The sequence below is a fragment of the Aliiruegeria lutimaris genome (assembly GCF_900099935.1).
Lineage (GTDB): Bacteria > Pseudomonadota > Alphaproteobacteria > Rhodobacterales > Rhodobacteraceae > Tropicimonas > Tropicimonas lutimaris.
In genome coordinates, this window is record NZ_FNEK01000078.1 from 1 (window position 1) to 23626 (window position 23626).

Sequence of the window (23626 nt, forward strand, 5' to 3'; positions counted from 1 at the left end):
TCATTTTCGGGAGGATAAGAGCATAAGCTGATTCTTCGCGCTGAAGCCGATCCGACTGGAAGTCGGAGGGTTCGCACCCAGACGTGGAGACTGAATGAACCCGTCCGAAAGGGCGGTCACCGTCATCTCGCCGACGCGGAATTTCTGGGCCGCCGTGACCTGCGCACCGCCCGGCGCGGCCCTCACTTTCAGTGGAATCAGCCCCGTTGCTCCCGAAGCCACAAGCGCCGCCGGCGCCGCCTTCAATAGATCACGTCGTTTCATGATGTCCTCCGTGTTCGGGTGCAACGTCCTGCGGTCGCGCCCTGCGCCATGATAGCGCATGATTGACAGGCCGCGTGAACGGAAACATTACAGCCGGCGACACGGAAGGATCGGAAAGGCCGACCGCAATGAGAGACGCGCTGCCCCATGTCGGGCCCGGACAAGTCGTCGGCCTGCTTGGCGGATCCTTCGATCCCCCGCATATGGGGCATGTTCACATCACCCGAGAGGCGTTGAAGCGCTTCGGCCTCGACAGGGTCTGGTGGCTGGTGAGCCCAGGCAACCCGCTCAAAGAGCACGGCCCGGCGCCGTTGGACCGCCGGCTCGCTGCAGCAAAACGGATAATGCAGCATCCCCGAGCCGTCGTCACCGATATCGAAGCGCAAATCGGCACGCGCTATACCGCCGAGACGCTTGAGGCCCTTCTCAGCCTCTATCCGCGAAACCGCTTCGTCTGGCTGATGGGCGCCGACAACCTGGCCCAGTTCCACCTCTGGGAGCGTTGGGAGTGGATCATGGCCAATGTGCGCATCGGCATCCTTGCACGACCCGGCGGCCGGATCGAGGCCCTGAACGCACCCGCCGCGCGCTTTGGCCGGCCGTGGCGTCTTCCGGCCGCGCAAGCCGGCTTGCTGGCCCACAGCGCCGCACCGGCCTGGTGCTTCGTGAACGTGCCGATGAAAGCGATATCCTCCAGCGAGATCCGGGCGCGGGGCGACTGGGGTTGACCCGCGGACAGCCGCCCGGTCCGGTCCGGATTGTCCTGTTGGCTACAGTTTGACGAAAGCTTTAAAATCAACGCTATCTCAACCCCTTCTTGGGCGTTATCCTGATCTCGCACCGATGCCCTGAAGCGGGCCGTTCCCGCTTGTATGGGACGAGTGCAAAGGTTTTGGATGCGCGGGCGACTTCCGATTTTGCCAGTTTTGCAATGCGGAGCGGCCACGCCATCAAGGGAGATCGTTGACGATGTTTGAGAACTTGAAGACGCGGAAATCGGTCCTGCTTGGCGCAGGGGGACTGGCACTTGCCACGCTTTTGTCGGGCTGTGGCCCTTACACGCCGAATCCGTCCGGAGAGGTCCTGCTGCCGGACACGACTCGACGGATCAATCCATCAGTGGAACGCGAGGCCCAGCTGCGAACCGGCACCACCCAGGATGACTATCCGGAGTTCACGGGCGCCCCAGGCCCCTATGGCACGTGGCCGGCAACAGTCGGCAACTCTGGGACCAAAGTTTACCGGGCGGCCAATTCGCTGCAAGTTGTCGCGGAGGGGCCAGGGGCTGTAACACCCTGATTTTTAAAAGAACGAACGCCCGAACTGGACAAGCGCACCGGCTGAATCCATCTTCCGGGCGCTCTGTGCGGATCGGGTTTTCCCAGTCGCGATCGGACTGCCGGACAGGAGGGAACACTTCAGTGAAAAAATATCTCTTTCCCCCTTTTCATCTCCGTTAGGCTTCGCTATCTACGCCCAGCCTACCTGATCACGTGCGGTCGTGGCGGAATTGGTAGACGCGCAGCGTTGAGGTCGCTGTGGGGTAACTCCCGTGGAAGTTCGAGTCTTCTCGACCGCACCAATATCAAAGAAAAATTTATATAATAAACAGCGGCTTATGCCGCTTTTTATTTGTTGGCATCTACCGAAATGTCTACCCTTGACCTGCCTGTGTCTGTTCTTCATGATCTTGACACTGACGTGCAAAACTCGCGTCGCGAGTGAGGGAGACGGAGAAAAGGTGAAGGTCCACGGCAGGGCCGAAGAACCTTAATTGGTAAGGGTAAGGGAAAACGGCAGAAGCCCGCCGCTTGGGTGAGGAAGCCCGTTAGACACGACAGCGCCTCAATCGAGGTTCTGATTTAATGTCCAAAAGGACCCTTCTTACCATCACCGAAAAAGCCGAAGAGCTCGGCGTCACCATCGAAACACTCCGGCAATGGCGGATCGCGGGCATCGGTCCGAAATTCGTCAAATATGGCGAGACAGTGCGTTATGTGCCGGAAACGATCTGGGAAGAGGTGACAGCCTGATGACCGGAACGAAATCGCCGCGAGGTCAGTCACTGAAACAAAGGATCGTCGACCTGGTTCTCGAAAAGGACTTCGTAACATTCGTCGAAATCGCCGAACTGCCGGGCGCCAAAGGTAACTTGACTTGTGCGATCGGAAGCAAAATGGGAGCCAAGGTTTGGTTCGTCCTTTGGTATGGCCTGTCTGAGGAAGCCTGCAGAGCTATCCACGAACTGATCAAAGGTGGTCCGGTTGGCTTCATCCTGTGCCATCCGATCATTTACCAAATCGACGGTTGCGTCCCGAAAATTCCTCCCTTTGATCTGGAAACACTGGAAAGGCGCATAGCAGCCAAGCCGAAACAGACGCGCGATTTCTGGATGCCGCTGCAGCTACGGCCGATCGAGAGGACGACGTACGACCTGAGGATGTTCCCGTGAAGCACCGCAACGAGCTTTTCCTGAAGCGGGTCGACAAGACCCTTAAGACCGACGCCTATCTGGCGTCGGTTATCGACGGCACCGAGACCATGCTGGGCACAAGTGCGGCCATGGACATCGACACCGTGGCGCAGGCTTTCGTACGGCTCGGTGTTCAGGGCTACAGCCTCGCCAAGCTGCTTCTGGAACAGGAGTGTACTTCCAATCTTCGCGGCGTACTCGAAGACAACGTTGGCTTTGATTGGGAAAAAAAATTGGTGCAGGCGATCCTCTATTTCTCGGATCCGAACCGCCGTCGAGAACTGGACGACGGGATGTTTTCTGGCACGGCAATCGGCGAGGACTTTTTCGAAAGGCAAATCGCACCGCCGAAGCTGATCGTGCCCCATATTATCCCCTGCGCTCCGTTTGGGTTGGTCGGAGCCGGAGGGGCTGCCAAGACGACAATCGCGATCAAGATTGGCCTTCACGTCGTCACCGGCCGACCGCTTTGGGGCGAGGATGTCGTGCAACCCGGACCAGTTGTTTTTATCACCAAGGAAGACACGCGCGAAGAGTTCGAATACCGGCTCCAGCAAGTCGTGAAACAGGAATGTGACCCCTTCCTTCCCGATGAGCAGGAGAAGATCGTCCGCGATTTCTACATCGAGGATCTCTCGGGCAATGTCAGGCAGCGGTTCGTAGAGATGATCCACGATAACATGGTCGAGACGGAGATGATCGATCACCTGATCCAGAAATACGTAGCGATCGGCCCGTGTCTCATCTGGATCGACCCCGGTGTCTACTTCGGGCCAGGCGAGCGGTATGTGAACGACGGAGAGGCAGCGCTTATGGCCGCCTGTAGGCGCATCTCCTCGGCCTTGGGATGTGCCGTCGGCGTCATCCACCACGTCAGCCAGACCGTGGCACGCAGCGGGCTGTCTGACGCGCATTCCGGGCGTGGCGGCACCGCATTCGGTGACAACGCGCGCGGAATGATAGTCCTGCATCCCCGCGACAAGATCGAGAACCCGATGGAGGGATTGCCGCCCGAAATCTCGCCGCAAGATGTCAACCTCGGCAATGTCACGCAGTTGAAAGTTGTGAAGCTGTCCCACGGTCGCCCGATACGGGAGACACTCTTCGTCAAACGGTACGACAACCGGCCGTTCCGCCTTGATTTCATCCGGGGTATACGCGTCGCCCAAACCGCGGAAGAGGCCGAGCAGATGGCACTGGCCGCCGCCGAGGAACGGAATGAACATTTCGTCAAGCACTACGTACGTGCAATCGACCACGCAGCTCGGAACGGCGATCGCCTGTCTGTCGCTGGGTGCCGGATGCTCGAACCAAGACCGCAGTTCGGCGGGCGCAAGATCCCCAAGAACGACGTAGACGCGTTGATCAAGGGCATGGTCGACAGGGGCTTGCTGCGGAAAGTAAAAAACGAAGGAGGCGGGCAACCGTACCACCTCACCGTGACAGAAACGGCACGGATTAAGTATAATAGCGGGCTTTGCGTAGTGGAATGACCGTAGGGGGGTTGCCCTTTCCCTTATAGCGAAGTGTTTGTGGGCAGACCCTAAGGGCTGGGGGCTAAGCCCCCGCCCTTCAGTGCCTCTGCTAAAGCGGGCAAACTCCGGGCAAACCCACCCCACGCCGGATATACCCTGAAAAAAATGATTGTCCGATGGACTTTTGGGGTTTGCCCGGTTTACCCCGAGGCCGTTTCCCGAAAAGAACTCGTCGGGTCCGATTGATCGACGAGAATGTTTCAGTCATCATCACCTTCGCCCTATTTGCCGTTAAGACTTTCTCATTTAGGTTAAATTGAGGCGCTCACCCACATAGCGAAGGAAGGTTTAACCACATGTAATACATATAGAATTTTTGATGACGCGCCGCCAATTTTGCGGTAGATTTTGGGTATGACACTGAGCAGGCGACTTCTCCAAAGATCACAGAGGCGAAGGAATGTACGCGGAGACGGTGCGTTCGCGCGCGCGGAAGTAGAAGTAGGGGAACTAGAGGAGTACTGGGAACAACCCGATACAGTGTGATCTGATGCCATTCAAACCAGGACAATCCGGCAATCCAAGTGGCCGCCCGGCCATGCCGAAAGAGGTTCGTGAAGCCGTTCGCAGGAACGGCGAATTGGCAGTTCGCCGCATGGCTGCCCTGCTCGAGGATGACAGCGCCTGGGGGCCGAAGGGCTGGCTCAAGCCGAAGGAACAGATCCTGCTGGCGACGGTCGCCCAGGAACGGGCCTATGGCAAAGCGGAGAGCGTCTCCGTAAGCCATGAGCATGGCGGAACGGTCTTGGTTGCGGCGTCCATCTCCGACCGCCTCCAGGGCGTCGCTGACAAGCTGCCTGAAAGACGGCTGCAGAGTGCCGTACAGCACGAGAGAAAGCGTCTGCAAGCCGAAGTCGTCGCTATCGACCAGCCAAGCAAGACGCCCTCGGGGTGACACCGGTGCGCGTCACCGGACCTTCGCTAAAGGCGCGCAAGTTGCGCCGTCGCGGTGAGCATAATGGCGGAAGGCATCGAGAATGAAGACACGCGCCCGCATGCCCCGAACCCCGGATGACAATATTCAAGGCTGGCGCAGTCTGCCCTCGGGCATCTGGGCGCTCGGTTTTGTCTCACTATTCATGGATATCTCCTCCGAGATGATCCACGCCCTGCTGCCGGATTATCTGACAGTAGGCCTCGGCACGACGGCACTGGCCGTGGGGGTAATCGAGGATATAGCCGAGGCGACAGCCACCATCACCAAAGTCTTCTCCGGCGCTTGGTCGGGCCGGATAGGGCGACGGAAAGAGATCGCTGCTCTCAGCTACGGCCTTGCTGCGATGACGAAGCCGGTATTTCCGCTGGCGCCGTCGGTCGGCGGGCTGATCGCGGCGCGTTTTGTCAACCGGGAGGGCAAAGGAATACTGCTGCAGATGCTTGCTTTGCATGTTTCACTAGACAAGACATGCAGAAGCAGTTTTCGGTAGGCATGCCGTCCACTCCCCAAAGGGTAGTTGAGGAGGCAAGTAAGGTTCTATGGTCCAAGCACGAGCAGATCATCTGCAGCAATTCTATGACCTTCTGGGCGAACTTGAGAAACGTCTCGGCGGCCCGCGGGTTCTCTCGCAATGCCATGGGCGGATGGATTGGCCATCACGAGGAGTATATTTCTTTCGAGAACCAGGAGAATGCCGGCGCGATACCGGGTCGGGAGAACGCATTGTGCGCGTCGGAACACATGCATTAAAGACCGGCTCCGGCACAAAACTCTGGACCCGGCTTTCTCAGCACCGCGGGCAGGCTCGATCCGGAGGTGGCAATCATCGCGGATCGATTTTCCGCCTTATCGTCGGTACCGGGCTGATCGAACGTGAAGGCTATCGGTGCCCAACGTGGGGATGCGGTAGCTCCGCCCCTCGCGAAATACGCCAATCTGAAGCACCACTTGAAAGGGCCATCAGCAAAGTTATCGGTGCCATGCCGTTTCTTTGGTTGGAAGTGAACGATGAACCTGGCCCGGACAGCCTCAGAGGGTATATCGAGCGGAACTCGATTGCTCTCCTGAGCAACAGTGGCAAAGCCCCCCTTGATCCCCCCTCTTTCGACTGGTTGGGACGCTCCTGTAACCGGAACCGCGTCAGGGCGTCGGGTCTTTGGAACCAAAACCACGTGGAAGAATGCTACGACCCCGCGTTTCTCGATACGCTCGAACGTCTAATCCATGCGGAAACGGAGGCCCCATGAGAGTTGTAATCCAATGTGCAGCCTCAAAGAGATCGGATGCGGGTTACCTGCGACATACCAATGGCAGGAAAGTCCTGTTCGTGGCCGACCCAGAGCGTGCGCCTCAAGGAATGCCCTTCACCTACGCCCACCCGGACGAAACCGCCGACACAGGTAGTTCTTGGCGCGACGAACTTCTGAAATACAACGACGCTCCGGGCAACAATCCCCTGGGACTTCTGCCCGCGTGGCAGCTCTACCAAAACGAAACCTACAGTCTTCTCGCTAATCGATACGGGCTTGGTAGCTTGTATATTCTTTCCGCGGGATGGGGTTTGATTGCGGCGGACTTCTTAACGCCGAAGTACGACATAACTTTCAGTGCGCAAGCAGACGCGTACAAACGGAGACGAAAAAAGGACCAATACCACGACCTGAACATGTTGCCGGTTGAAACGGACGAGCCGGTCGTTTTCTTCGTTAGCAAGGAATACATACCGCTCGCTTGTAGCCTGACAAAAGATCTACGCACAGATCGACACATATTTTTCAGCTCCAAAGTGGCTCCGAATGCGCCGGGCTGCATCCTAAGAAAGTATGAAACCCGCACCCGGACGAATTGGCAGTACGAATGTGCTAAAGCGTTTATGGGTGGGAAGGTCGGCATCTAGCGTAAACGCGGACGAGCTATCGCGATTTCCTGCAACATCAGGGTAGACCCTGGCGTTACATGGAAACATTACGCCATTTATGTAACATCAGAGCCCCTTGAGACCGGATGTGACACTTCCTAGATACGCTCTATACCCTGATGTTACATATAAGGTCGCCATGGCTCGAGTAGGCTACAGACGCGTTTCAACCTATGATCAGAACCTGGATCGGCAGGATCTCGGCGAGGTTGATCAACTTTTCGAAGAAAAAGAGAGCGGCGGGACCGCCGAACGCCCTGCACTTCTTCAGTTGATCACCTATGTGCGCGCCGGCGACGAAGTCGTAGTCTGGTCTATCGATCGGCTCGCCCGGGATCTTCGGGACCTACAAGACCTGATCGCCAAGATAACGGACAAGGGCGCGAAGATCACGTTCCTGTCCGAGCAATTGACCTTTGGACCTGAAGGTGAAGATCCGTTCGCCAAGTTGCAACTTCAGATGATGGGAGCTTTCGCAGAGTTTGAGCGGGCGATCATCCGGAAGCGCCAAGCGGATGGCATCGCCAAGGCGAAGGCACGCGGCGTATATGCTGGCGGTAAGCGCCAAATCGACCGGGGTCGTGTAATTGCGCTCCGCGACGCCGGACAGGGGCCGAGCGCCATCGCCAACGAGATGGGTATCAGCCGGATGTCTGTGCACCGGATATTGAAGGCAGAAGATGAAATTCTCTAGCGATGACGATTTCCGCCGTTAGCCCCCCAGGGGCCGGAAAGGCGGGGGCAGTGGAACTGAGGCCTATGCATCGAGCATTTCTTTTTTCGTTCCGTGGAGAAACCCGGACAGTCACACTGGGATTATTCAGTAGTCTGCATAGACATAATCAACGAATTTATACTTACGGCGAAAATTTTGGAAGTCTTGAACAGCGTGATCTCCGCACGACTTTCGGCCACCCAAACCGGCTCTGTCGCTTTAACCCTGGCGGGATAATCTAACGCCTGTTAGAAGGAACAAATTGCGCGCGATATGCGTCCGACGCCAAGATTTTAGAGATTGGAACCGCAAGGTTAGCGATAGCATCTGCATTTATATTTTGGTAGTCGGGCTCATCGTGATCGATCCAATTAGGCGTTCGGAAAAAATCCGCTTGCATAAACCTCTTGGTGAGATGTGTTTCGGCGGCGAGCAATTCTTCTGTTTGGTTAAGCAATTCCCATTGTTTGCTCCGGATTTCGTTTGGGCCGATCCATGTTTTGGCAAGGATGACGCGCGACACGCCAGCTTCGGGATTGCCGAACACCGATCGAGCATGCCTTGACAAAACGCCAGAAGCAGAAACCGATGTATATGTCGCCTCGTAGTAGGTCGTCTCCTCAAACAACTCGCAGAGCAGGATGCCATCGGCAACGCGCAGCGCAAAGTTCGGTTGAAACATCCCTCCCAAGACCATTATCGGCAATGTTTGGACAATCTCTGAAAGAGACGACGCCACCGATGCCAGGGCACGGACGCCAGCGCTTTGAAATGAATATGCTTCCTGGGACCGTTCGATCAAACGATACAGCGCATGGGGAGTAAGACGAAACGGTACGTAGCCGTAAAAAATCGTGGTGTCCGTACTCCCGACCGTAGCGCGCATGGTTCCCACTGCATAGCGTGTAGCTTCGCTGACCGCCTGTTGCAGCGAGTAGCTGAAAGTCGGGCGGTCGAGTTCGAAGAACCGCAGCTTGTCGCGGACGTAGAGCCCATCCTCGGGATCTGGCAGGTCGTCGGTGTCGACCCTGCAGGGCGTGGCCGTGAGGCCCATTTGGATGCCATCGAAGTGGCGCAGGACGCCGCTCCACTTGCCATAGATCGATCGGTGACATTCGTCGGTAATCACGAGGTCGAAATACCCAGGCGAAAGTTGGTCGTACTCGTTCACCATCGTCTGAAGCGTCGAGATCGTCACCCGCTTCGCGTGGTCGAACCGACGCCCGCCTTTCATGACATAGGCGGGGTAGTCCTTGAGGTAGTCGACGAAAGCGTCGAGCGTCTGCGACGCCAGCGTGATCCTGCCAACGAGGAAGAGGACGCGGGTGACATGTCAAGCCTCAAACAACCGCTTGATGAAAGCTGCCGCGGTTCGAGTTTTGCCGGTGCCTGTCGCCATCTCGACCAAAAGCTTGCGGCGACCTCGAAAGATTTCCTGGCACAGCGCGCCGATGCACTCCAACTGGTAGTCGCGCCCACCGCCGCCAGCGATATTTTTGTCGGTCTCGACCGACATCAGGTCGCGGCGGACCGTCCGGGTGGCCATACGGCGCTCCAAATCATCCTGCGAGAATACCCCGGCGACGGCGCGAGAATGGGCGTCGACATCGGCGTCGAGGAACCGCACCTCGTCTCCGTTGGAAAGAAACACGAATGGCACGCCCAGTTGTCGAGCGTAATGCAGTCCCTGTTCCTGAGCAGTAATCGGATCGATCTTGGCCTTTTTTGCCTCCAGCACCGCCATCGGATGCCCCCTGCGATCACAGAGGACGTAATCGGAGCGAGATCCATCGGACAGGGTGTACTCGAAGAGAACGGATCGTCCGTCGGTGAGTGACCAACCGACATCGGCGAGCAAGGCGTTAATCTGAGCGCGAGAGAAGGCTTCCGTGGTCAATTTATCAACAATACGTGGTCTTGGGACTTTGTACTCGGATGTAACTTTTGGGGACACCTACATCCATGACGCGTCAAGACTTCAAAGTCCATCGCTCGTTGGGCATGTACCCCAAGGAAATTAAAAGTCTGAAGCAGGAACTCTCCCGAATTTCATAGGTGTACGCGGCTTTTCGGCCGATTGTTTCGATCATGCTGACCGATTATCATTGATAGAGCATCAAGAGCCGGGAAACCGGCACCAACCTGCCCACTGCGGCGAGGTGGTAGCTCTCAGGGCGATGCGGCTGAAGCAACCAAGGGGCAAATCCATGAACACTCGCGCACCCGACCCAGAACGACACCCGGGAACGACACGAGGTGCGAGAAGGCGACAAATGAACTTCTCTAAAAATCTGAGATTAGCAATTTCCATAATAGCGGCATTGATTGCGCCCTCGATTTCCGCAGGAGACACAATTTGCAAGCCTCGGGTTGCAGATCCCAAACACTGGGCAGAACGAGTAGAATACCATTTCTCAGGAACAAAATCTCTTATCACTATATCAGGAGAAAATAGGGACTTTTTCGAATGTGACGCCATTTGGAAGGACAAGTCAAGCAGAGCCGTTTGCACCGAAATTGTAAAGGACCTTCCCTATCAAGGGTACCTTCGTGTTTTCCGGGTAATTATGCTCGATCGAAAAAACTTGTTAATCACCGAAACTCACTTACTTGCGGACGATAGGTATGGAAGAGCGTGCGGAATACAAGAGTTCAAAGAATTTTTTCGCACGGTTCCGGTTAGGTGCAAGTAGTTTTTATTTTCCACCCGATTATTCAATACCGGCAAATAAAGGAAACATGTCTCGCCACATAAACGAATACCGAAACACCCAGCATCGCGGCGACGCGGACTGGGTCACCGAAACGAAAAAATGCCGTGCTGGATCTACACTACGGACCCGCCCCATGGGGCTTTCCATTCAGATCACGATGAGATGTGAGCCAAAAAATGGAAATCCTCGCTAGTCTGCCCTACCGCCGCCTCCCATATTCACTTTGTTTTAGAACCCCCTAATTCTGACCACCCAATTCCGTCGAGAAATTTTGGGTGCCCTTCTGCGGCTGTTTAGCCGATTGATCTTCTATGACAGCGCAGTTACACTTTCCTTTGCATCAAGAGCCGGGAAACCGGCACCAACCTGCTGCTCCAGCAAGGTGGTAGCCCTCACGGGCGATGCGGCTGAAACAGGCAACTAAAGGAGGCCCAGCGATGTGCGCTTATCCCCGAAAAACAATCTGCCCGCCGCGCAGCAATGACCCCTTTGAAACGGGGACTGCCATCGTCCAGCGCGACTTCCAGTCGCGAAATTCCGGCCGATACGATCACACTCGGTCGCTCGAGGCGGGGACCGAACAGAATTTCCGCCTGAGAGGTTCAGAAAAGAGATCTAAGGTTACGCGCCGCACATTCCTCCAAGGGCTAGTAGCCGTCCCAGTCGTTGCAACAACCATCGGTTTCCCAGTTCCCGAGAAATCGATTGCAGCCCCTATCATCGAAAAGGCCAAGCTGGGAATTTCCGCCGAGCGATGGGACCTATGGCCCCCCCCCTATACGCGTGTGACGCTCGAGCTCGGCGAGCCACCTCTCGGGTGGCCCCACGGGATGTATCGCAGAGAGGAAAAATACCAGCATGTCTACCCGGTGGATATAGCGCCTTCAACTGGATCCTCTCGCTCTTATCAAGACGCTGCCGCATGTCCCAACCTGTGGCGCGAGAGGTTCGCAGGGGCCGAATGGCCTCGGCCCGCGTCGGTGCCATCATAACGGCATCTCCGGCAATGAGTGGCGCCCGCGCCGCGCGATAGTCCGGTTGGTTGGGAGCCTCCGGAGGTGGCGACGCAAAATTGGATTTTTTCGTGATACAGCCAGTTCGTTTCGGCCCGGGTGGTGTTATGCCCGAAAAGGCTCCATCGCTCTCCAGCACGCTCTTTGACGGCTCCCGGACGCCGAAACCGTCTTGCGAATGCCAGACACATTAAACGAGGGCGAAGCCTCCCCACCCGGTCTCCGGCATAAACCGGCGTTCCCTATGCGAGTTCATCACGATCCGCTCCGAAACCACTCAGGTCTCCGGTCAAACGGGCGAAAGTTTATGGAAACCCGGTAGCAGCACGAGGTCCGCTGCCTGCGCATTGCAGACCTCGGAGCGACTTCAGCACTTCGCAAGTGCAGCAACAATCCGGGGTTCACAACCGGCCCAGTTCGGCCGTTGGGTGGTCGAACATCGAATGCCCGGTTTGGGGAAGAAGGTTGGTGACTGTCCGCACTCTAACTGCCTTCATCTCCGACACCGGCAAACCGGACGCCACTCAACGCCGCCATGTCACGGTTCCAAGTAGTAATGTCGTGGACAGTGAAATTCGATAGATCCCCATGTCCACAGGCCCGCGCCAGAACCTGCATGAGTTCGACACTTGCACCGAAATACCGCGCCAACCTCTGCGCTCCCACTTCGACATCGAGCCGCGCCCTGAGTTCCGGTTTCTGGGTAGCGACGCCGACCGGGCAGTTGTTGGTGTTGCACATGCGGGCTGCTATGCACCCGACCGCCTGCATTGCCGCGTTTGACACGGCAATGGCATCGGCACCCAGGGCAAGCGCCTTCACAAAGTCCTCAGCGACCCTTAGCCCACCTGTGACAACAAGCGTGACCTCACGACCTGACTTCGCATCCAGATGCCGCCTTGCCCGCGCCAGCGCCGGAATCGTCGGCACGGAGATATGATCGCGGAAAACCAACGGCGCCGCCCCGGTCCCGCCGCCGCGCCCGTCCAGGATGATGTAGTCGGCACTGGCTTCGAGCGCAAAGTCGATGTCATCCTCGATGTGATTTGCGGAGAGCTTGAACCCGATCGGAATGCCACCCGAGCGCTCTCGCACTTCATCGGCGAGTTTCGCGAAATCCTGCGGGGTTACGAGGTCTGGGAACGTACTGGGAGAGATCGCGCTCTGGCCGGGCTCTAGCCCACGCACCTCGGCGATCTTCCCTTGGACCTTCTCTCCAGGCAGATGTCCACCTGTGCCGGTCTTGGCCCCCTGTCCTCCCTTGAAATGGAAGGCCTGGACGTCCTCCACGAGTTCCGGGCGCCAGCCGAACCGGGCAGAGGCGAGTTCGTAGAAGTAGCGGCTGTTCTCCGCCTTCTCCTCAGGCAGCATGCCGCCTTCACCTGAACAGATTCCGGTTCCGGCCAGTTCGGCGCCGCGCGCGAGCGCTGTCTTGGCTTCCTCCGACAGGGCACCAAAGCTCATGTCGGAGACAAACAGCGGTATATCGAGTTGCAGGGGTTTTGCGGCGCGTGGACCAATCACGACGCTGGTACCAACCTTGTGGTCGTCGAGCAGGGGTTTTCGGGCCATCTGAGCCGGCAGGATCTGGATATCGTCCCAGTGCGGCAGGTCCTTGCGCGGCACGCCCATGGCACCCACCTCGCCGTGATGGCCCAGTTTCGACAAGCCGTCCCTGGCAAGCTCGTGGATGCGTGCCACCGTAGGTTCTTCGGGCGTAGGGACGGCCTTGGGCGCACCGGATTCCTTCAGCTCTGGAGTCGGATCCCCGACAGACAGCTCGCCAAGTCGCGCGTGAGTTCCATCGCAAAACGGCGCGTTGGCGCTTGCCTTGCACCGGCAAAGTGCGGACCTTCCTGTCTTCTCGGCTGTGAAACTGATCGGCTCAATTCCGGTGCCCCGGTGAGATCCGTCGCAGAAGGGCTGCTTCTTCGACCGCCCGCAGCGACACCACGTGTAACGCTTGCCCTCTTCAAGTTCGACCATTCCGGGAGATTTTGCTGCGATGATAGGGGCCTCGGTCATATCGGACTACGTCCTTCTATATGAAAATGATTGGGAGCTGGCTTCCCTGCTGGCGTGTCTCATATACACCCTAGATCGATCATATCGCTTGGAAAGCCCCCGCGCTTGCATCCCGCCTTACGCTAGTTCCCGTGGCGGGCGTCCGTCGTCTTCGGTCAGGCCAAGCCCTGGCGCGGCCGCTAAAAGGCGCTCGATCGCCGTTGCTTGACTTGTCGGCGGCAAAGGAGGGGGACCTTGGTTGCCATTAATTTAGGTCACGGGCCGCTGCCTCTTCTTCCCCATTCATTTTGTTGGCACTCGTGGAGACATCATTTCCGTGATGTCAGTTAAGGTCATCAATCGTTCAGGTCTGGAAGAAATTGACAAACGCGTTCAACTGGATTGGGCCGCGGAACTCCTTTCGGGCAGAAATTCATCGACAACGGCATAGGCGACGATGACGATCAAGGCCGAGAGGCCGATCTGGACGACGCGGACGATGCTCTTGACATCGGCCTCGTCGGAGAAGGGCGCTATGGAGCCGCCATAGACCACAAGAACTGTCGTAAGTGCCGATCCAGCCACCGGGGCCAGTGGGTGGTCGGATTTACTTAGCGTCCCAAGTGCGACGCATAGGATCACTGTCAGCAGTATGGCGGTCACGACGCTGGGTGCGATGACGTTGATCTCGTAGAAGACGATGGCGATACCAGCGCCAAGCAGGTTCGCGGTCAGCATGCCGATGGCGACTTTCTTGCCCGCAGCCGGCATGGCCGCGAGTTGCTGGCTGAGGAGCGCGACGAAGAACAGGACGAGCAGGGCGGACCACCCAAACAGGAAAAAGGCCAAGGCGAATGGCACGGTCACCATGGACATTCGCACCAGCCTCCGGACGGGGTCGAAATCTGCTGCCGCCTTCCTTTGCCCGCCACCTGCCGCGTTCGGATCAGCCGGGAAGAGCGTGAAGCTCAAAGCCGAGGCAAAGCCTGCGATGAGAAGATTGCCGGGGATCCAGGCCACAAGGACAAGCGCCAGTTCTTTCGATTGTACGATGATGTTCGGAATCATCATCGCGGCCATCAGCGCCAATACGCCCGGCAGAATTCCAGCGCCGGAGAGTGACCATGTTAATGAAAGGACAATTGCGATGGCGACCGCGCCAAGGAACACTAGCGGATAGGGAGCCAGAAGCGAGAAGACGATCCACGATGCAAACATGAGGAGGATAGCGAAAAAGAAAAGTTTCGCTGCGACCTTGACCGGCATCGCTGCGGGCGCCTGTAGAAAGAGCGCCGCGAACACCGCTCCGATAAACGAAAGCGGCCAATCGAGGAGCAGCCCAAGGCCGAACACCCCGACCGTGCCGAAGGTCAATCGCACGATTGAGCGCCGCTCGTCAGTAGGCATAGGAAAGGAACGCCACTGCCCGGATATACATGCGACCAACGAAGTTCATGAATTTGCTTTCGGTTGTATAAAGAATGACGTCCGCTTGACCGTTCAATTGGAATCTCAGGTCGTCTTCCAGGCTGCCGGCCTCATAGCCGGGCAATATGATACGCACCGGAAAACGCTCCGCTTCGCGCAAGAATCCTGTAGTCGACGGCGCGCTGGCGATTTTTCCCGGTGCATCCGCACCGCTCACGGACACCGCGCCGCTGAAGCTTTCGACCTTGCCCTTTAGAACCCGACCGGGATGCATGTTCAAAACGACCTCAACCGGCGTACCGACTTGCGCGAGACCGATATTGTTCTCAGTCATATAAGCTTCGATCCAGACGTCTGTCGCATCGAGGAAGGTGATCAGATCGCTGCCTGCGCGGGCATAGGTGCCCGGCGCGATGAGAAGATTGGAAATTACACCGTCCGCAGGTGCTTTAAGTTCCGTCCATTCAAGGTTCAAGTCGGCATCGGCGAGCGCGGCAAGGGCGCGCTGGATCTTGGCATTCTCCTGACCCTCTTCGCCGAGGCGCTGCTTGGCCTTTTCCAGATCAGCAATCGCGTTCTCCAGGTTCGCCTCCCCTTCGGCGATCTTGCCCCTTGCGTCATCTGCCTTGGCAACGGGAACCAGCCCCTTCGCTTCAAGCGCATAAATACGTTCGCTCTGTAGCCGCAGAGTGTCCAGATCTGCCTGTGTGCGTGCAACCTTGGCCTGCGCGGCACTGACCTCGGCCGATGACGCCCCGACGTCCTGCGTAGCCGAGGCGAGGTCTGCCTCTGCCTTCGCCCGGTCGATTTCATAAGGCCTGCGGTCGATCCGGAACAGAATGTCCCCGGCCGTTACGACGTCACCATTCTTGACCAGCACTTCGGTGACGGTACCTGTCACGTGAGGGACGATCTGAGTGGCAACCGCCTTGACCCGCGCATTCCCGGTGATCGGGGTCATGCGGTCCGCTGCAATGTACCAGAGCAGGAACAGCGCAAGGATCGCAACCGTGGTCCAGATAGTCCGCTTCATTCCGCTTCTCCCGCGATCGGAGCGTCATCGGATGCAGCCGCGTCGGACGTGTTGCCGTCGTTGATCCACAGACTGAACAACTCGTAGAAAACGGCAAAGAGAACCGGCCCCATAAAGACGCCGATCAGGCCATAGGCCATCATCCCGCCCAGCACGCCGATCAGGATGACGAGCATCGGCGTTTGAAGGCCTTGCGAGATGAAGATCGGACGAAGGAAGCTGTCCATGATGGCCACGGGAATTGCCAGGACCGTGAAGACCAGCGCCATGCCGCCCGACATGGAACTCCACGCATAAATAACCACCGGCAAAAGGACGAGACCCGGCCCGACCTGGATGATCGACAGGATGAGGCAGATGAAGGCCAGGGTGGTTGCCGATCCGATGCCGAAGAGCTTCAGCAACACCCAGACGACGAGGGCCTGGATGGCGGCCACGCCGACGACGCCTTTCATGACGTTCTTGATCGTGGATCCCGCCATCATCACGAACTCGCCGCCACGCGGTGCAAAGACCCGGTTGGCGAAGTTCTGCACACCGACGACAACCTTGGGGCCGGGTGAGAAGAGAGCGCCCATCACGATAACGGCGAGCGCGAGGCCGAGAAGCCCGACGCCGATTCCCAGGATCTTGCCGAACAGGGCCTGCGTGACATCCAGGATCTGCGGCCCGAATTTCGCCAGCGCGCCATCGATGTTCTTTTCGAACATCGACCAGGTTTCCAGCAGCGGCGGACCGAGGACGGGGAACTCGCCCAGTTTCTCGGGCGGTGGCGGCATCTTGAGCGTCCCGGCGGCCGCCCTTTCGGAGAAGTCAGAGCCGAGATCGGCCACTCCGGAGATGGCAGAGGCAATGGGCCCGAGCGTGACGGCGAGGCCGATCAGCACCAAAAGGGTCGATGCAACGCCCTTGCGTCCGCCTAGCTTCGACTGGAGCCAGTCAAACACCGGATAGACGGCGACACAGAGGATGACTGCCCAGATGAAAATGCTGGCGAGCGGTGTCACCATCACGATGGCGCTGTAGATGAACAACCCGAGAAACATCAGGCGGATCGCAAGATCGACGATTCTCGAATCCTGTGACTCTGTGCTGGATTGAGTGTTTTCGGCCATTATTGTCCCCTGTCGCATATTTTGTTTTTTTCATTTCAAAACAATGCCTTGCATGCATGTTTGATTGTCCTCTTCTCGTTTCCGGTTGCGCTGAAACGCATCCCTACAACGAGGCCGCGGTTATTCCTGTTCCTTGTCGGCCTTGTACTGGGACAGGATTGCGTCAGCGACGGTCGTCGCCGCGGTGACGAACACGCCGAGACCGATCACGATGTAGAACATCGTGAATATCTTGCCTCCGGCAGTATCCGGCGAAATGTCTCCGAACCCGACCGTCGAAACGGCAATCACCGAGAAGTATATTGAATCGAGCCAACTCCACCCCTCGACGAAGCGGTAGAAGACCGATGCCCAGAGCACCAGCGCGAGCGTGAACGCGAGAATACTCCGAACCCGTCCGTCCCCGAACGCGTAGCCAACGCCCCTTAATATCTGTCGAAATGACCCCAAGTGCTCCTCCCCTGATTGCGACCCACGTCTCCCTAAAAGGTCCCGTTCACACCACGATTCACTGGCAGCTTTCCTGAATATCGTTTGACGTATCGACCGTCCCGGAAGCGCAAACGGACTTTTCCATTATTGTGCCTGTGGCTCGTAGGGATCGGGCTGTCCCGGCGGGATGGCCGGGAATTCCTCGAAGGTTGCCAGATGCTTTCCAAGATATGGCAGCGCCTGTTCCGCAGCCCAGGTGTACACAAGCAGGACGTCCTTTCGTTCCCCGGGATCGTTGATCAGGTCATAGACGCGCGGCGTGGAGAAAGTTTTTGTGTCCGCGTAGACGGTCTCGTTTTCCTTGAACATGATCTTCCAGTCGGTCCACTTCACGCCGTAAATCTCTTCGCCCATGTAGACGATGACGTGATCTCGGTTGGAGTTTGGCTGTTCGCCCAGAAGGAATGCCGACTGGTCCACGCCGTCAAAGGCCCTGTCTTCGGGCACCTTGCCCCCGGCGAAGGCGGCGAGTGTCGGGTAGAGATCCATTTGGTGGACGATCTCATTGCTGGCCGCGCCGGCCGGGATCTTGCCGGGCCAACGGATCGCGAACGGTACCCGGAGGCTACCCTCGAACGGTGTGAACAGGGTCCCCCGCCACGGACCAGGCGTACCTTGCGCATGGGGCATCGGGGCAATGTCGTTGCTTCCCACGTTCACGGCTTCCGGTCCGTTGTCGGCAGTGAAGACGATGACCGTGTTCCCGGCAATGCCTGCGTCGTCAATCGTTCGTGTCAGACGCCCGACATAGCTGTCGGTCTGGTGCAGCAAATCGGCCCAGATCCCCTTGCCGGTCGCGCCGTCGAAGTCAGGATGCGGGATCACCGGAACATGGGTCGCGGTCAGGGCAACATAGACGAAGAAAGGCGCGTCCTCGCTGCTCTTGCGCTGGATGAAGTCGATGGCCTTGTCAGTCAGGTCGCCATCGATCAGCGCCCGATATTCCAGGTCGTAGTCGCGGACGATCTTGGCTTCCTGACCAGCCACGCCTTCAATCACCCGGGGCGGTTCCAGGCCAAGAGCTTTCCAGCGGCCCTGAACGGTCCACATGGTCTGATCGGTGCTCTCGATACCGTAGAACTCGTCAAATCCTTGGTCCTTCGGGTAGCGGCCCTCGCTCCACCCGAGATGCCACTTGCCATACATGGCCGTGTTGTAGCCCGCATCCTTGAGCATTTCCCCCATGGTGATTTCCCATTGCGTCATGCCATAGACACCGCCCGCAACCGGGATTGTGTGATTGCCGGAACGGATGCCGTAGCGACCTGTCATTAAGGCGGCACGGGACGGCGTGCACTGGGCTTCGACGTTGAAATTCGTGAGACGCATGCCTTCTTCGGCAAGCGCGTCCATCGCCGGCGTCGCAGACCCTCGAATAATGCCGCCACCGTTGAAACCCGGCTCTCCCCAGCCGAAATTGTCCAGGTTGATCAGGACGATGTTTGGCTTTTCTTGTGCAGAGGCAACACTCGCGGCAACCAATGACAGCCCGATCGCGAGCATGCGCAGCAATCTACCCATTGTTCTCTCCCCTTTCGGCAGGTGCCCCGGTCCGATAGAAAAGCCCTATCAGCGACAAAACGGATCGGTGAACCATTTTGCGCCAAAGTCTGGAAAGCACGTTGTTTTCAGGTGGACGTTCGCCGGTTTTCTGCGCCGGCCAGGGGAAAGAGCAGTCTCTCCGTCCTAGTTCCGATGGCCTCGTTGCGCGCGGAAATTGGTGGGCGAAACCCCGAAGCTCGACCGAAAGGCCCGGGCGAAATGGCTTGGCGTCGCATAATCGAGAGTTCCGGCAAGAGCAGAAATGGAAATATCTCGCTCACCCAGAAGCTCCACCGCGCGCTGCATCTTAACTTCGGCGAGCAACGCCCGAAAGGAGTGTCCCTCGAGATCAAGGCGCCGTTGAAGCGTTCGCTTACTCAACCTGAGAGTCCGAGCCACACTATCGATTGAGCTTTGATCAAAACCAAGATTCTGCCGAAGAATGTTCGCAACGATGTCCGAATACCGTTGGGGAGGACCACCGAAACAAGCTCGTTCGACATCCTGACGCGTAAGGTACTGTACGCCCGGACTTTTCGGATTCGGGGCGAGCAGGTCAGCTTTGGAAATTTCGAGCTCGAGGCACCGGTGACCAAACCGTATCGGGCAGTCGAACGCGGTCTCAAGCCGGGACGACTGCCCTCGCTCGCTAAAATCAAAGCTCATGTACAGCGGCGACCAGGTCGACCCGAGATAGTGATGTGCGAGGCTGATCATTGCTTTCGCAGACATGATCGCGACCTGCGGGTATCCTTCGACCTTTCGTTCAGCATAGACGTATCGAAACGTGGCCGTGTTGGTACCAACATCGAGTGTCAAACGGTCGTCACTTGCATGCAAATGAATGATGCGTGTCGCCCGCAGGATTGCATCCAGAAGCGACGGCGCTTCCAGAACGTATTCGCCCCAGATGCCATAATCGAGAACCGAGAGCTGTGATAAGTAGTGAATGGCAAACAACTCGTCTCCAGAGCGTTTCGCCACGCTCGCCAAGAACCTGTTGATCGCGGCAGCGGGAACGAATCCTTTCTGTTCTGCGATCAAGTTCGGCGACAGGGCAGCGTCGTTCATGCAGCCAAGAAAGGCTTTCTCGCCGAGCCCGTCGAAAACGAAGCCCGGCATTGGGCCAAGCGCTTCTGTTACGACGGTCGGCGGACATCCTGTCACCGAGTTTCCCCTCTGGAAGACTGAAATTATCAACAGCCTGTCGCCAAATGGTTCATCTTGCAAGCAATGCCACGGATAGCATGGCTCAAGCACCGCTGATCAAAAGACGGTTCGAACCAACGAGGACTTATCCGGGAGGACTCCATGATTAGATTATTCTCCACGACCGCGATACTCATAGCATTCTCCTCTGCGGCTATTGCGCAGGTCGATACGACCCACGAGGGTGCGGATACCGTTCTGCCCGAACGACCGTATTCGCCCTACGCCAACCGGACCTTCCCGGCGCGACCTTTGTGGGGAGAAACCCATTTGCATACCGGGTTATCGCTCGATGCGGGCGCATTCGGAAATATCCTGGGGCCGGACGAAGCATGGCGCTTTGCAAAGGGAGAGCAGGTAATTTCCTCGACCGGACAACCGGTGAAGCTGGGCCGACCGCTCGATTGGATGGTGTTGACGGATCACACCGACCTTATGGGCTTCGCCCCCGATTTGCAGGCAGGCAATCCGAATATTCTGGCTAGCGAGAAGGGACGCGAATGGTATGCAGGCTACTCAGCCGGCGGCGAAGCTGCGGGCCAGAGCGCTTTCGACCTGATCACCAATTTCGCCCAGATGACCCTGCCCGAGGAGTTTGTAACCGGTTACGGCCCGGGCGGAGATCCCTTCGCCTTCACTTGGGAAAAGATCGTTCAGGCTGCCGAGCGACACAACGATCCCGGCGAGTTCTCTGCCTTTATCGGCTTCGAGTGGACGTCGGTGCCCAAGGGTATGAATCTCCACCGCAACGTGATGCTGCGCGACGGTGCGATGCGCGCCCTGCAGGTCGTCCCGCCCACGACCCAACCGCCCTTAGGCAATACCGATCCCAAGGCGCTCTACGAGTGGCTCGAGATGTACCAGGAAAAGACCGGCGGCCGGGCAGTCGCGTTTGCGCATAATGGCAACCTGTCCAACGGCTGGATGTTTCCGACCGAAACCACGTATCACGGAGGCCCGGTGGATCAGGCCTATGTCGAAGCCCGTGCCCGGTGGGAGCCACATTACGAGATGACCCAGATCAAGGGCGACGGCGAGGCACATCCCGCGCTGAGCCCCGATGATCCGTTCGCCGATTATGAGAACTGGGACGTCGGCAACCTGGACATTACCGAGCTCAAGACTGAAGAGATGCTGGGCGGGGAATATGCCCGCGAAGCTCTCAAGCGTGGCCTGGCGCTGGAGGCGAAATTCGGCACGAACCCCTACAAGTTCGGCATGGGCGGGGCGACCGACAGCCACACCTCGCTTGCGACCGCGGAGGAGGATAATTTCTTTGGCAAATCCGTGAGCGTGGAACCATCGCCAACGCGGATCGCACATCCGTTCATCGCGAACGATATGGGCCGGATCGAAGGCTACAAGCTGGTCGCCTCGGGCTATACCGCCGTGTGGGCAACCGAGAACACCCGCGAGGCGATCTTCGACGCCTTCAAGCGCAAGGAGACTTATGCAACGACCGGCCCGCGTATCGGACTAAGGTTCTTTGGCGGCTGGAACTTTTACGAGAACGATCTGCGCACGCGTTCGCCGGCGGTCGAGGGCTATTCCAAAGGTGTACCCATGGGCGGTGATCTGACCCCGCGTGAAGGAGACGTAGCGCCATCTTTCATGATCTTTGCCCTGAAGGACCCGATTGGTGCCAACCTCGATCGTGTTCAGGTCGTCAAGGGATGGTTGGATGCAGAGGGCAAGCTGCACGAGAAGGTCTATGACGTGGCATGGTCCGACGGCCGCGAGCCAGATGGCGATGGGAAGCTGCCAGAAGTCGGAAACACGGTGGATCTCGAGACCGCAAGCTGGAGCAACACGATTGGGGCTTCCGAACTGGCAGTTGTCTGGAGCGACCCCGACTTCGACCCTGCGGAACGCGCCTTCTACTACGTGCGGGCCCTTGAAATTCCGACTCCGCGTTGGGTGGTTTACGACAAGGTGCGTTTCGGGATTGACCTGCCCGGGGAAGCGCAGCTGGTCCATCAGGAACGCGCCTACTCGTCGCCGATCTGGTACACGCCAGAAGGATAAGGTTTTCGCTGACGACACTGAAAAACAATAATTTTGGGAGGAGTACGATGAAGTTTCTTGCGGTCTCATGCCTTGTGTTCTCAGGTGGCCTTCTGTCGACCTCGGCAATCGCCAAAGACGCCGTTCAGGGCGGTCAGGTCGGCGAGATGACCATATCGGTCGAAGATATAGGTGAACCGACTCCGGACGACTTCTCGCCTTATGCCGGTCGGGATTTTCCGACGCGCCCGCTTTGGGGCGATACGCATGTGCATACGTCGAACTCTCTGGATGCAAGAGCTTTTGGGGTCGTCCTCGGCCCCGCCGATGCCTACCGCTTTGCACGTGGCGAGGAAGTCACCACGTCGCATGGATTGCGCGTGAAGCTGTCACGACCGCTCGATTGGCTTGTTGTCGCGGACCACTCGGACGCAATGGGTGCGATGAACGAGATCGTGGCCGGGAATGCAACTCTGATGCGCGACCCCACGCTCCGGGACTGGAACGATCGCTTGAATCAAGGAGGTGACGTCGCACTCGCAACAACAATGGAGGTGATCGAGACATTTGCAGGCATTACAGGCGAGTCGCTTCCTGAAGCGATTGCCGATCGCCGTTTCGTCCAGTCGGTCTGGGACGAGTTCACCGCGACTGCCGATGCGTTCGACAATCCGGGAAACTTTACGGCCTTCATCGGCTATGAATGGACCTCGACGGAGGCAGGCAACAACCTGCACCGCAATGTCATCTATCGTGACAACGCGATCCGCGCGCGGCAGATGCTGCCCTTTACCACCGCCGAGACCTTCAACCCGGAAGACCTCTGGGACTGGATGGACCGCTATGAAGTGCAGACCGGAGGGCGGGTGCTGGCCCTTGCGCACAATGGCAATGTCTCGAACGGTCTGATGTTCCCGGTCGAGACCAACCCGAAAACCGGTGAGCCGCTGACCGGCGACTATGTCGAACGTCGCGCGAAGTGGGAGCCGATGTACGAGATCACCCAGATCAAGGGAGATGGCGAGGCGCATCCCTTCCTGAGCCCGAACGACGAGTTCGCGGATTACGAGACCTGGGATAAGGCAAACCTCGGACCGACGCCGAAAGAAGACTGGATGCTTCAATACGAGTATGCGCGCGAGGCTTTGAAGAATGGACTCAAACTGGAAGCTCAGCTTGGAACCAACCCGTACAAATTCGGTGTGGTAGGTTCCACGGACACCCACACCG

20 protein-coding genes, 1 tRNA gene, 1 pseudogene and 2 riboswitches are annotated in these 23626 nt (G+C 57.9%); of the genes and pseudogenes, 13 read left to right on the forward strand and 9 right to left on the reverse strand.

Features of this window, described 5'->3' with window-relative positions:
* Entirely contained in the window at positions 1 to 264 is a 264-nt protein-coding gene (locus tag BLR85_RS23495; RefSeq protein WP_093163209.1) for a twin-arginine translocation signal domain-containing protein, read from the reverse strand.
* Between the two features lie 128 nt (positions 265 to 392).
* Between BLR85_RS23495 and BLR85_RS23500 the strand changes: the two genes are divergently transcribed.
* The 11 genes from BLR85_RS23500 to BLR85_RS23540 all read left to right on the forward strand — a co-directional run bounded on the left by BLR85_RS23500 (position 393) and on the right by BLR85_RS23540 (position 7821).
* Positions 393 to 992 carry a nicotinate-nucleotide adenylyltransferase gene (locus BLR85_RS23500; RefSeq protein ID WP_093163210.1) on the forward strand — a complete coding sequence of 200 codons (600 nt, stop codon included), beginning with the start codon at positions 393 to 395 and terminating at the stop codon, positions 990 to 992.
* 241 nt (positions 993 to 1233) lie between these two features.
* Positions 1234 to 1563 (forward strand): hypothetical protein, encoded by a 330-nt coding sequence (locus tag BLR85_RS28675; protein ID WP_139188521.1) that lies wholly within the window; start codon positions 1234 to 1236, stop codon positions 1561 to 1563.
* Positions 1564 to 1759: 196 nt separating this feature from the next.
* Positions 1760 to 1846: transfer RNA gene (locus BLR85_RS23505), tRNA-Leu, on the forward strand.
* Between the two features lie 283 nt (positions 1847 to 2129).
* On the forward strand, positions 2130 to 2297 hold the full coding sequence (locus BLR85_RS28680) for a MerR family transcriptional regulator (RefSeq protein ID WP_139188522.1): 168 nt from the start codon (positions 2130 to 2132) through the stop codon (positions 2295 to 2297).
* Positions 2297 to 2716 carry a hypothetical protein gene (locus tag BLR85_RS23510; protein ID WP_093163213.1) on the forward strand — a complete coding sequence of 140 codons (420 nt, stop codon included), beginning with the start codon at positions 2297 to 2299 and terminating at the stop codon, positions 2714 to 2716. The genes BLR85_RS28680 and BLR85_RS23510 overlap by 1 nt, the downstream gene beginning before the upstream one ends.
* Positions 2713 to 4230: an AAA family ATPase gene (locus tag BLR85_RS23515; RefSeq protein ID WP_093163216.1), complete on the forward strand. Its 1518-nt coding sequence runs from the start codon at positions 2713 to 2715 to the stop codon at positions 4228 to 4230. The genes BLR85_RS23510 and BLR85_RS23515 overlap by 4 nt, the downstream gene beginning before the upstream one ends.
* A 637-nt stretch (positions 4231 to 4867) precedes the next feature.
* Complete coding sequence (locus tag BLR85_RS23520; protein WP_139188523.1) at positions 4868 to 5167, forward strand: hypothetical protein; 300 nt, start codon at positions 4868 to 4870, stop codon at positions 5165 to 5167.
* An 82-nt stretch (positions 5168 to 5249) separates the two neighbouring features.
* Positions 5250 to 5699: an MFS transporter gene (locus tag BLR85_RS23525; protein ID WP_212635145.1), complete on the forward strand. Its 450-nt coding sequence runs from the start codon at positions 5250 to 5252 to the stop codon at positions 5697 to 5699.
* Positions 5700 to 5748: 49 nt separating this feature from the next.
* Positions 5749 to 6456, forward strand: a complete 708-nt coding sequence (locus BLR85_RS30670; protein ID WP_093163222.1) for a GIY-YIG domain-containing protein — start codon at positions 5749 to 5751, stop codon at positions 6454 to 6456.
* Positions 6457 to 6536: 80 nt separating this feature from the next.
* Positions 6537 to 7106, forward strand: a complete 570-nt coding sequence (locus tag BLR85_RS23535) for a hypothetical protein (protein WP_212635146.1) — start codon at positions 6537 to 6539, stop codon at positions 7104 to 7106.
* A 160-nt stretch (positions 7107 to 7266) separates the two neighbouring features.
* Positions 7267 to 7821: a recombinase family protein gene (locus BLR85_RS23540; RefSeq protein ID WP_093163229.1), complete on the forward strand. Its 555-nt coding sequence runs from the start codon at positions 7267 to 7269 to the stop codon at positions 7819 to 7821.
* 259 nt (positions 7822 to 8080) lie between these two features.
* On the opposite strand, the pseudogene BLR85_RS30005 reads toward BLR85_RS23540, so the two are convergent.
* From BLR85_RS30005 to BLR85_RS23580, 8 genes and pseudogenes are all read right to left on the reverse strand, one after another.
* Positions 8081 to 9796 (reverse strand): annotated as a pseudogene (locus BLR85_RS30005) (DEAD/DEAH box helicase family protein).
* A gap of 154 nt (positions 9797 to 9950) precedes the next feature.
* A riboswitch (SAM-I-IV-variant riboswitch) is annotated at positions 9951 to 10048 on the forward strand.
* A gap of 840 nt (positions 10049 to 10888) precedes the next feature.
* A riboswitch (SAM-I-IV-variant riboswitch) is annotated at positions 10889 to 10990 on the forward strand.
* A 1062-nt stretch (positions 10991 to 12052) separates the two neighbouring features.
* Complete coding sequence (locus BLR85_RS23550) at positions 12053 to 13594, reverse strand: glutamate synthase-related protein (RefSeq protein ID WP_093163231.1); 1542 nt, start codon at positions 13592 to 13594, stop codon at positions 12053 to 12055.
* 372 nt (positions 13595 to 13966) lie between these two features.
* Positions 13967 to 14953: a DUF2955 domain-containing protein gene (locus BLR85_RS23555; RefSeq protein WP_170844727.1), complete on the reverse strand. Its 987-nt coding sequence runs from the start codon at positions 14951 to 14953 to the stop codon at positions 13967 to 13969.
* A 16-nt stretch (positions 14954 to 14969) separates the two neighbouring features.
* Positions 14970 to 16034: an HlyD family secretion protein gene (locus BLR85_RS23560; protein WP_093163238.1), complete on the reverse strand. Its 1065-nt coding sequence runs from the start codon at positions 16032 to 16034 to the stop codon at positions 14970 to 14972.
* Positions 16031 to 17149, reverse strand: a complete 1119-nt coding sequence (locus BLR85_RS23565) for an AI-2E family transporter (protein WP_093163240.1) — start codon at positions 17147 to 17149, stop codon at positions 16031 to 16033. The genes BLR85_RS23560 and BLR85_RS23565 overlap by 4 nt, the downstream gene beginning before the upstream one ends.
* A 120-nt stretch (positions 17150 to 17269) precedes the next feature.
* Positions 17270 to 17599, reverse strand: a complete 330-nt coding sequence (locus BLR85_RS23570) for a potassium channel family protein (RefSeq protein WP_082739273.1) — start codon at positions 17597 to 17599, stop codon at positions 17270 to 17272.
* Between the two features lie 126 nt (positions 17600 to 17725).
* Entirely contained in the window at positions 17726 to 19162 is a 1437-nt protein-coding gene (locus BLR85_RS23575; RefSeq protein WP_093163242.1) for an arylsulfatase, read from the reverse strand.
* A gap of 165 nt (positions 19163 to 19327) precedes the next feature.
* Positions 19328 to 20305 carry an AraC family transcriptional regulator gene (locus BLR85_RS23580; protein ID WP_093163245.1) on the reverse strand — a complete coding sequence of 326 codons (978 nt, stop codon included), beginning with the start codon at positions 20303 to 20305 and terminating at the stop codon, positions 19328 to 19330.
* Between the two features lie 189 nt (positions 20306 to 20494).
* Here BLR85_RS23580 and BLR85_RS23585 point away from each other — a divergent pair, with 189 nt between their 5' ends.
* Positions 20495 to 22417, forward strand: a complete 1923-nt coding sequence (locus BLR85_RS23585) for a DUF3604 domain-containing protein (protein ID WP_093163248.1) — start codon at positions 20495 to 20497, stop codon at positions 22415 to 22417.
* A 47-nt stretch (positions 22418 to 22464) separates the two neighbouring features.
* A partial coding sequence (locus tag BLR85_RS23590; RefSeq protein ID WP_212635148.1) for a DUF3604 domain-containing protein occupies positions 22465 to 23626 on the forward strand: 1162 nt, incomplete at its 3' end.

Bases quoted from the DNA above. Each gene is read 5' to 3' on its own strand.
- BLR85_RS23495 (WP_093163209.1), bottom strand. From the start codon at position 264: ATGAAACGACGTGATCTATTGAAGGCGGCGCCGGCGGCGCTTGTGGCT.
- BLR85_RS23500 (WP_093163210.1), top strand. From the start codon at position 393: ATGAGAGACGCGCTGCCCCATGTCGGGCCCGGACAAGTCGTCGGCCTG.
- BLR85_RS28675 (WP_139188521.1), top strand. From the start codon at position 1,234: ATGTTTGAGAACTTGAAGACGCGGAAATCGGTCCTGCTTGGCGCAGGG.
- BLR85_RS28680 (WP_139188522.1), top strand. From the start codon at position 2,130: ATGTCCAAAAGGACCCTTCTTACCATCACCGAAAAAGCCGAAGAGCTC.
- BLR85_RS23510 (WP_093163213.1), top strand. From the start codon at position 2,297: ATGACCGGAACGAAATCGCCGCGAGGTCAGTCACTGAAACAAAGGATC.
- BLR85_RS23520 (WP_139188523.1), top strand. From the start codon at position 4,868: ATGGCTGCCCTGCTCGAGGATGACAGCGCCTGGGGGCCGAAGGGCTGG.
- BLR85_RS23525 (WP_212635145.1), top strand. From the start codon at position 5,250: ATGAAGACACGCGCCCGCATGCCCCGAACCCCGGATGACAATATTCAA.
- BLR85_RS30670 (WP_093163222.1), top strand. From the start codon at position 5,749: ATGGTCCAAGCACGAGCAGATCATCTGCAGCAATTCTATGACCTTCTG.
- BLR85_RS23540 (WP_093163229.1), top strand. From the start codon at position 7,267: ATGGCTCGAGTAGGCTACAGACGCGTTTCAACCTATGATCAGAACCTG.
- BLR85_RS23550 (WP_093163231.1), bottom strand. From the start codon at position 13,594: ATGACCGAGGCCCCTATCATCGCAGCAAAATCTCCCGGAATGGTCGAA.
- BLR85_RS23560 (WP_093163238.1), bottom strand. From the start codon at position 16,034: ATGAAGCGGACTATCTGGACCACGGTTGCGATCCTTGCGCTGTTCCTG.
- BLR85_RS23565 (WP_093163240.1), bottom strand. From the start codon at position 17,149: ATGGCCGAAAACACTCAATCCAGCACAGAGTCACAGGATTCGAGAATC.
- BLR85_RS23575 (WP_093163242.1), bottom strand. From the start codon at position 19,162: ATGGGTAGATTGCTGCGCATGCTCGCGATCGGGCTGTCATTGGTTGCC.
- BLR85_RS23580 (WP_093163245.1), bottom strand. From the start codon at position 20,305: ATGCCGGGCTTCGTTTTCGACGGGCTCGGCGAGAAAGCCTTTCTTGGC.
- BLR85_RS23585 (WP_093163248.1), top strand. From the start codon at position 20,495: ATGATTAGATTATTCTCCACGACCGCGATACTCATAGCATTCTCCTCT.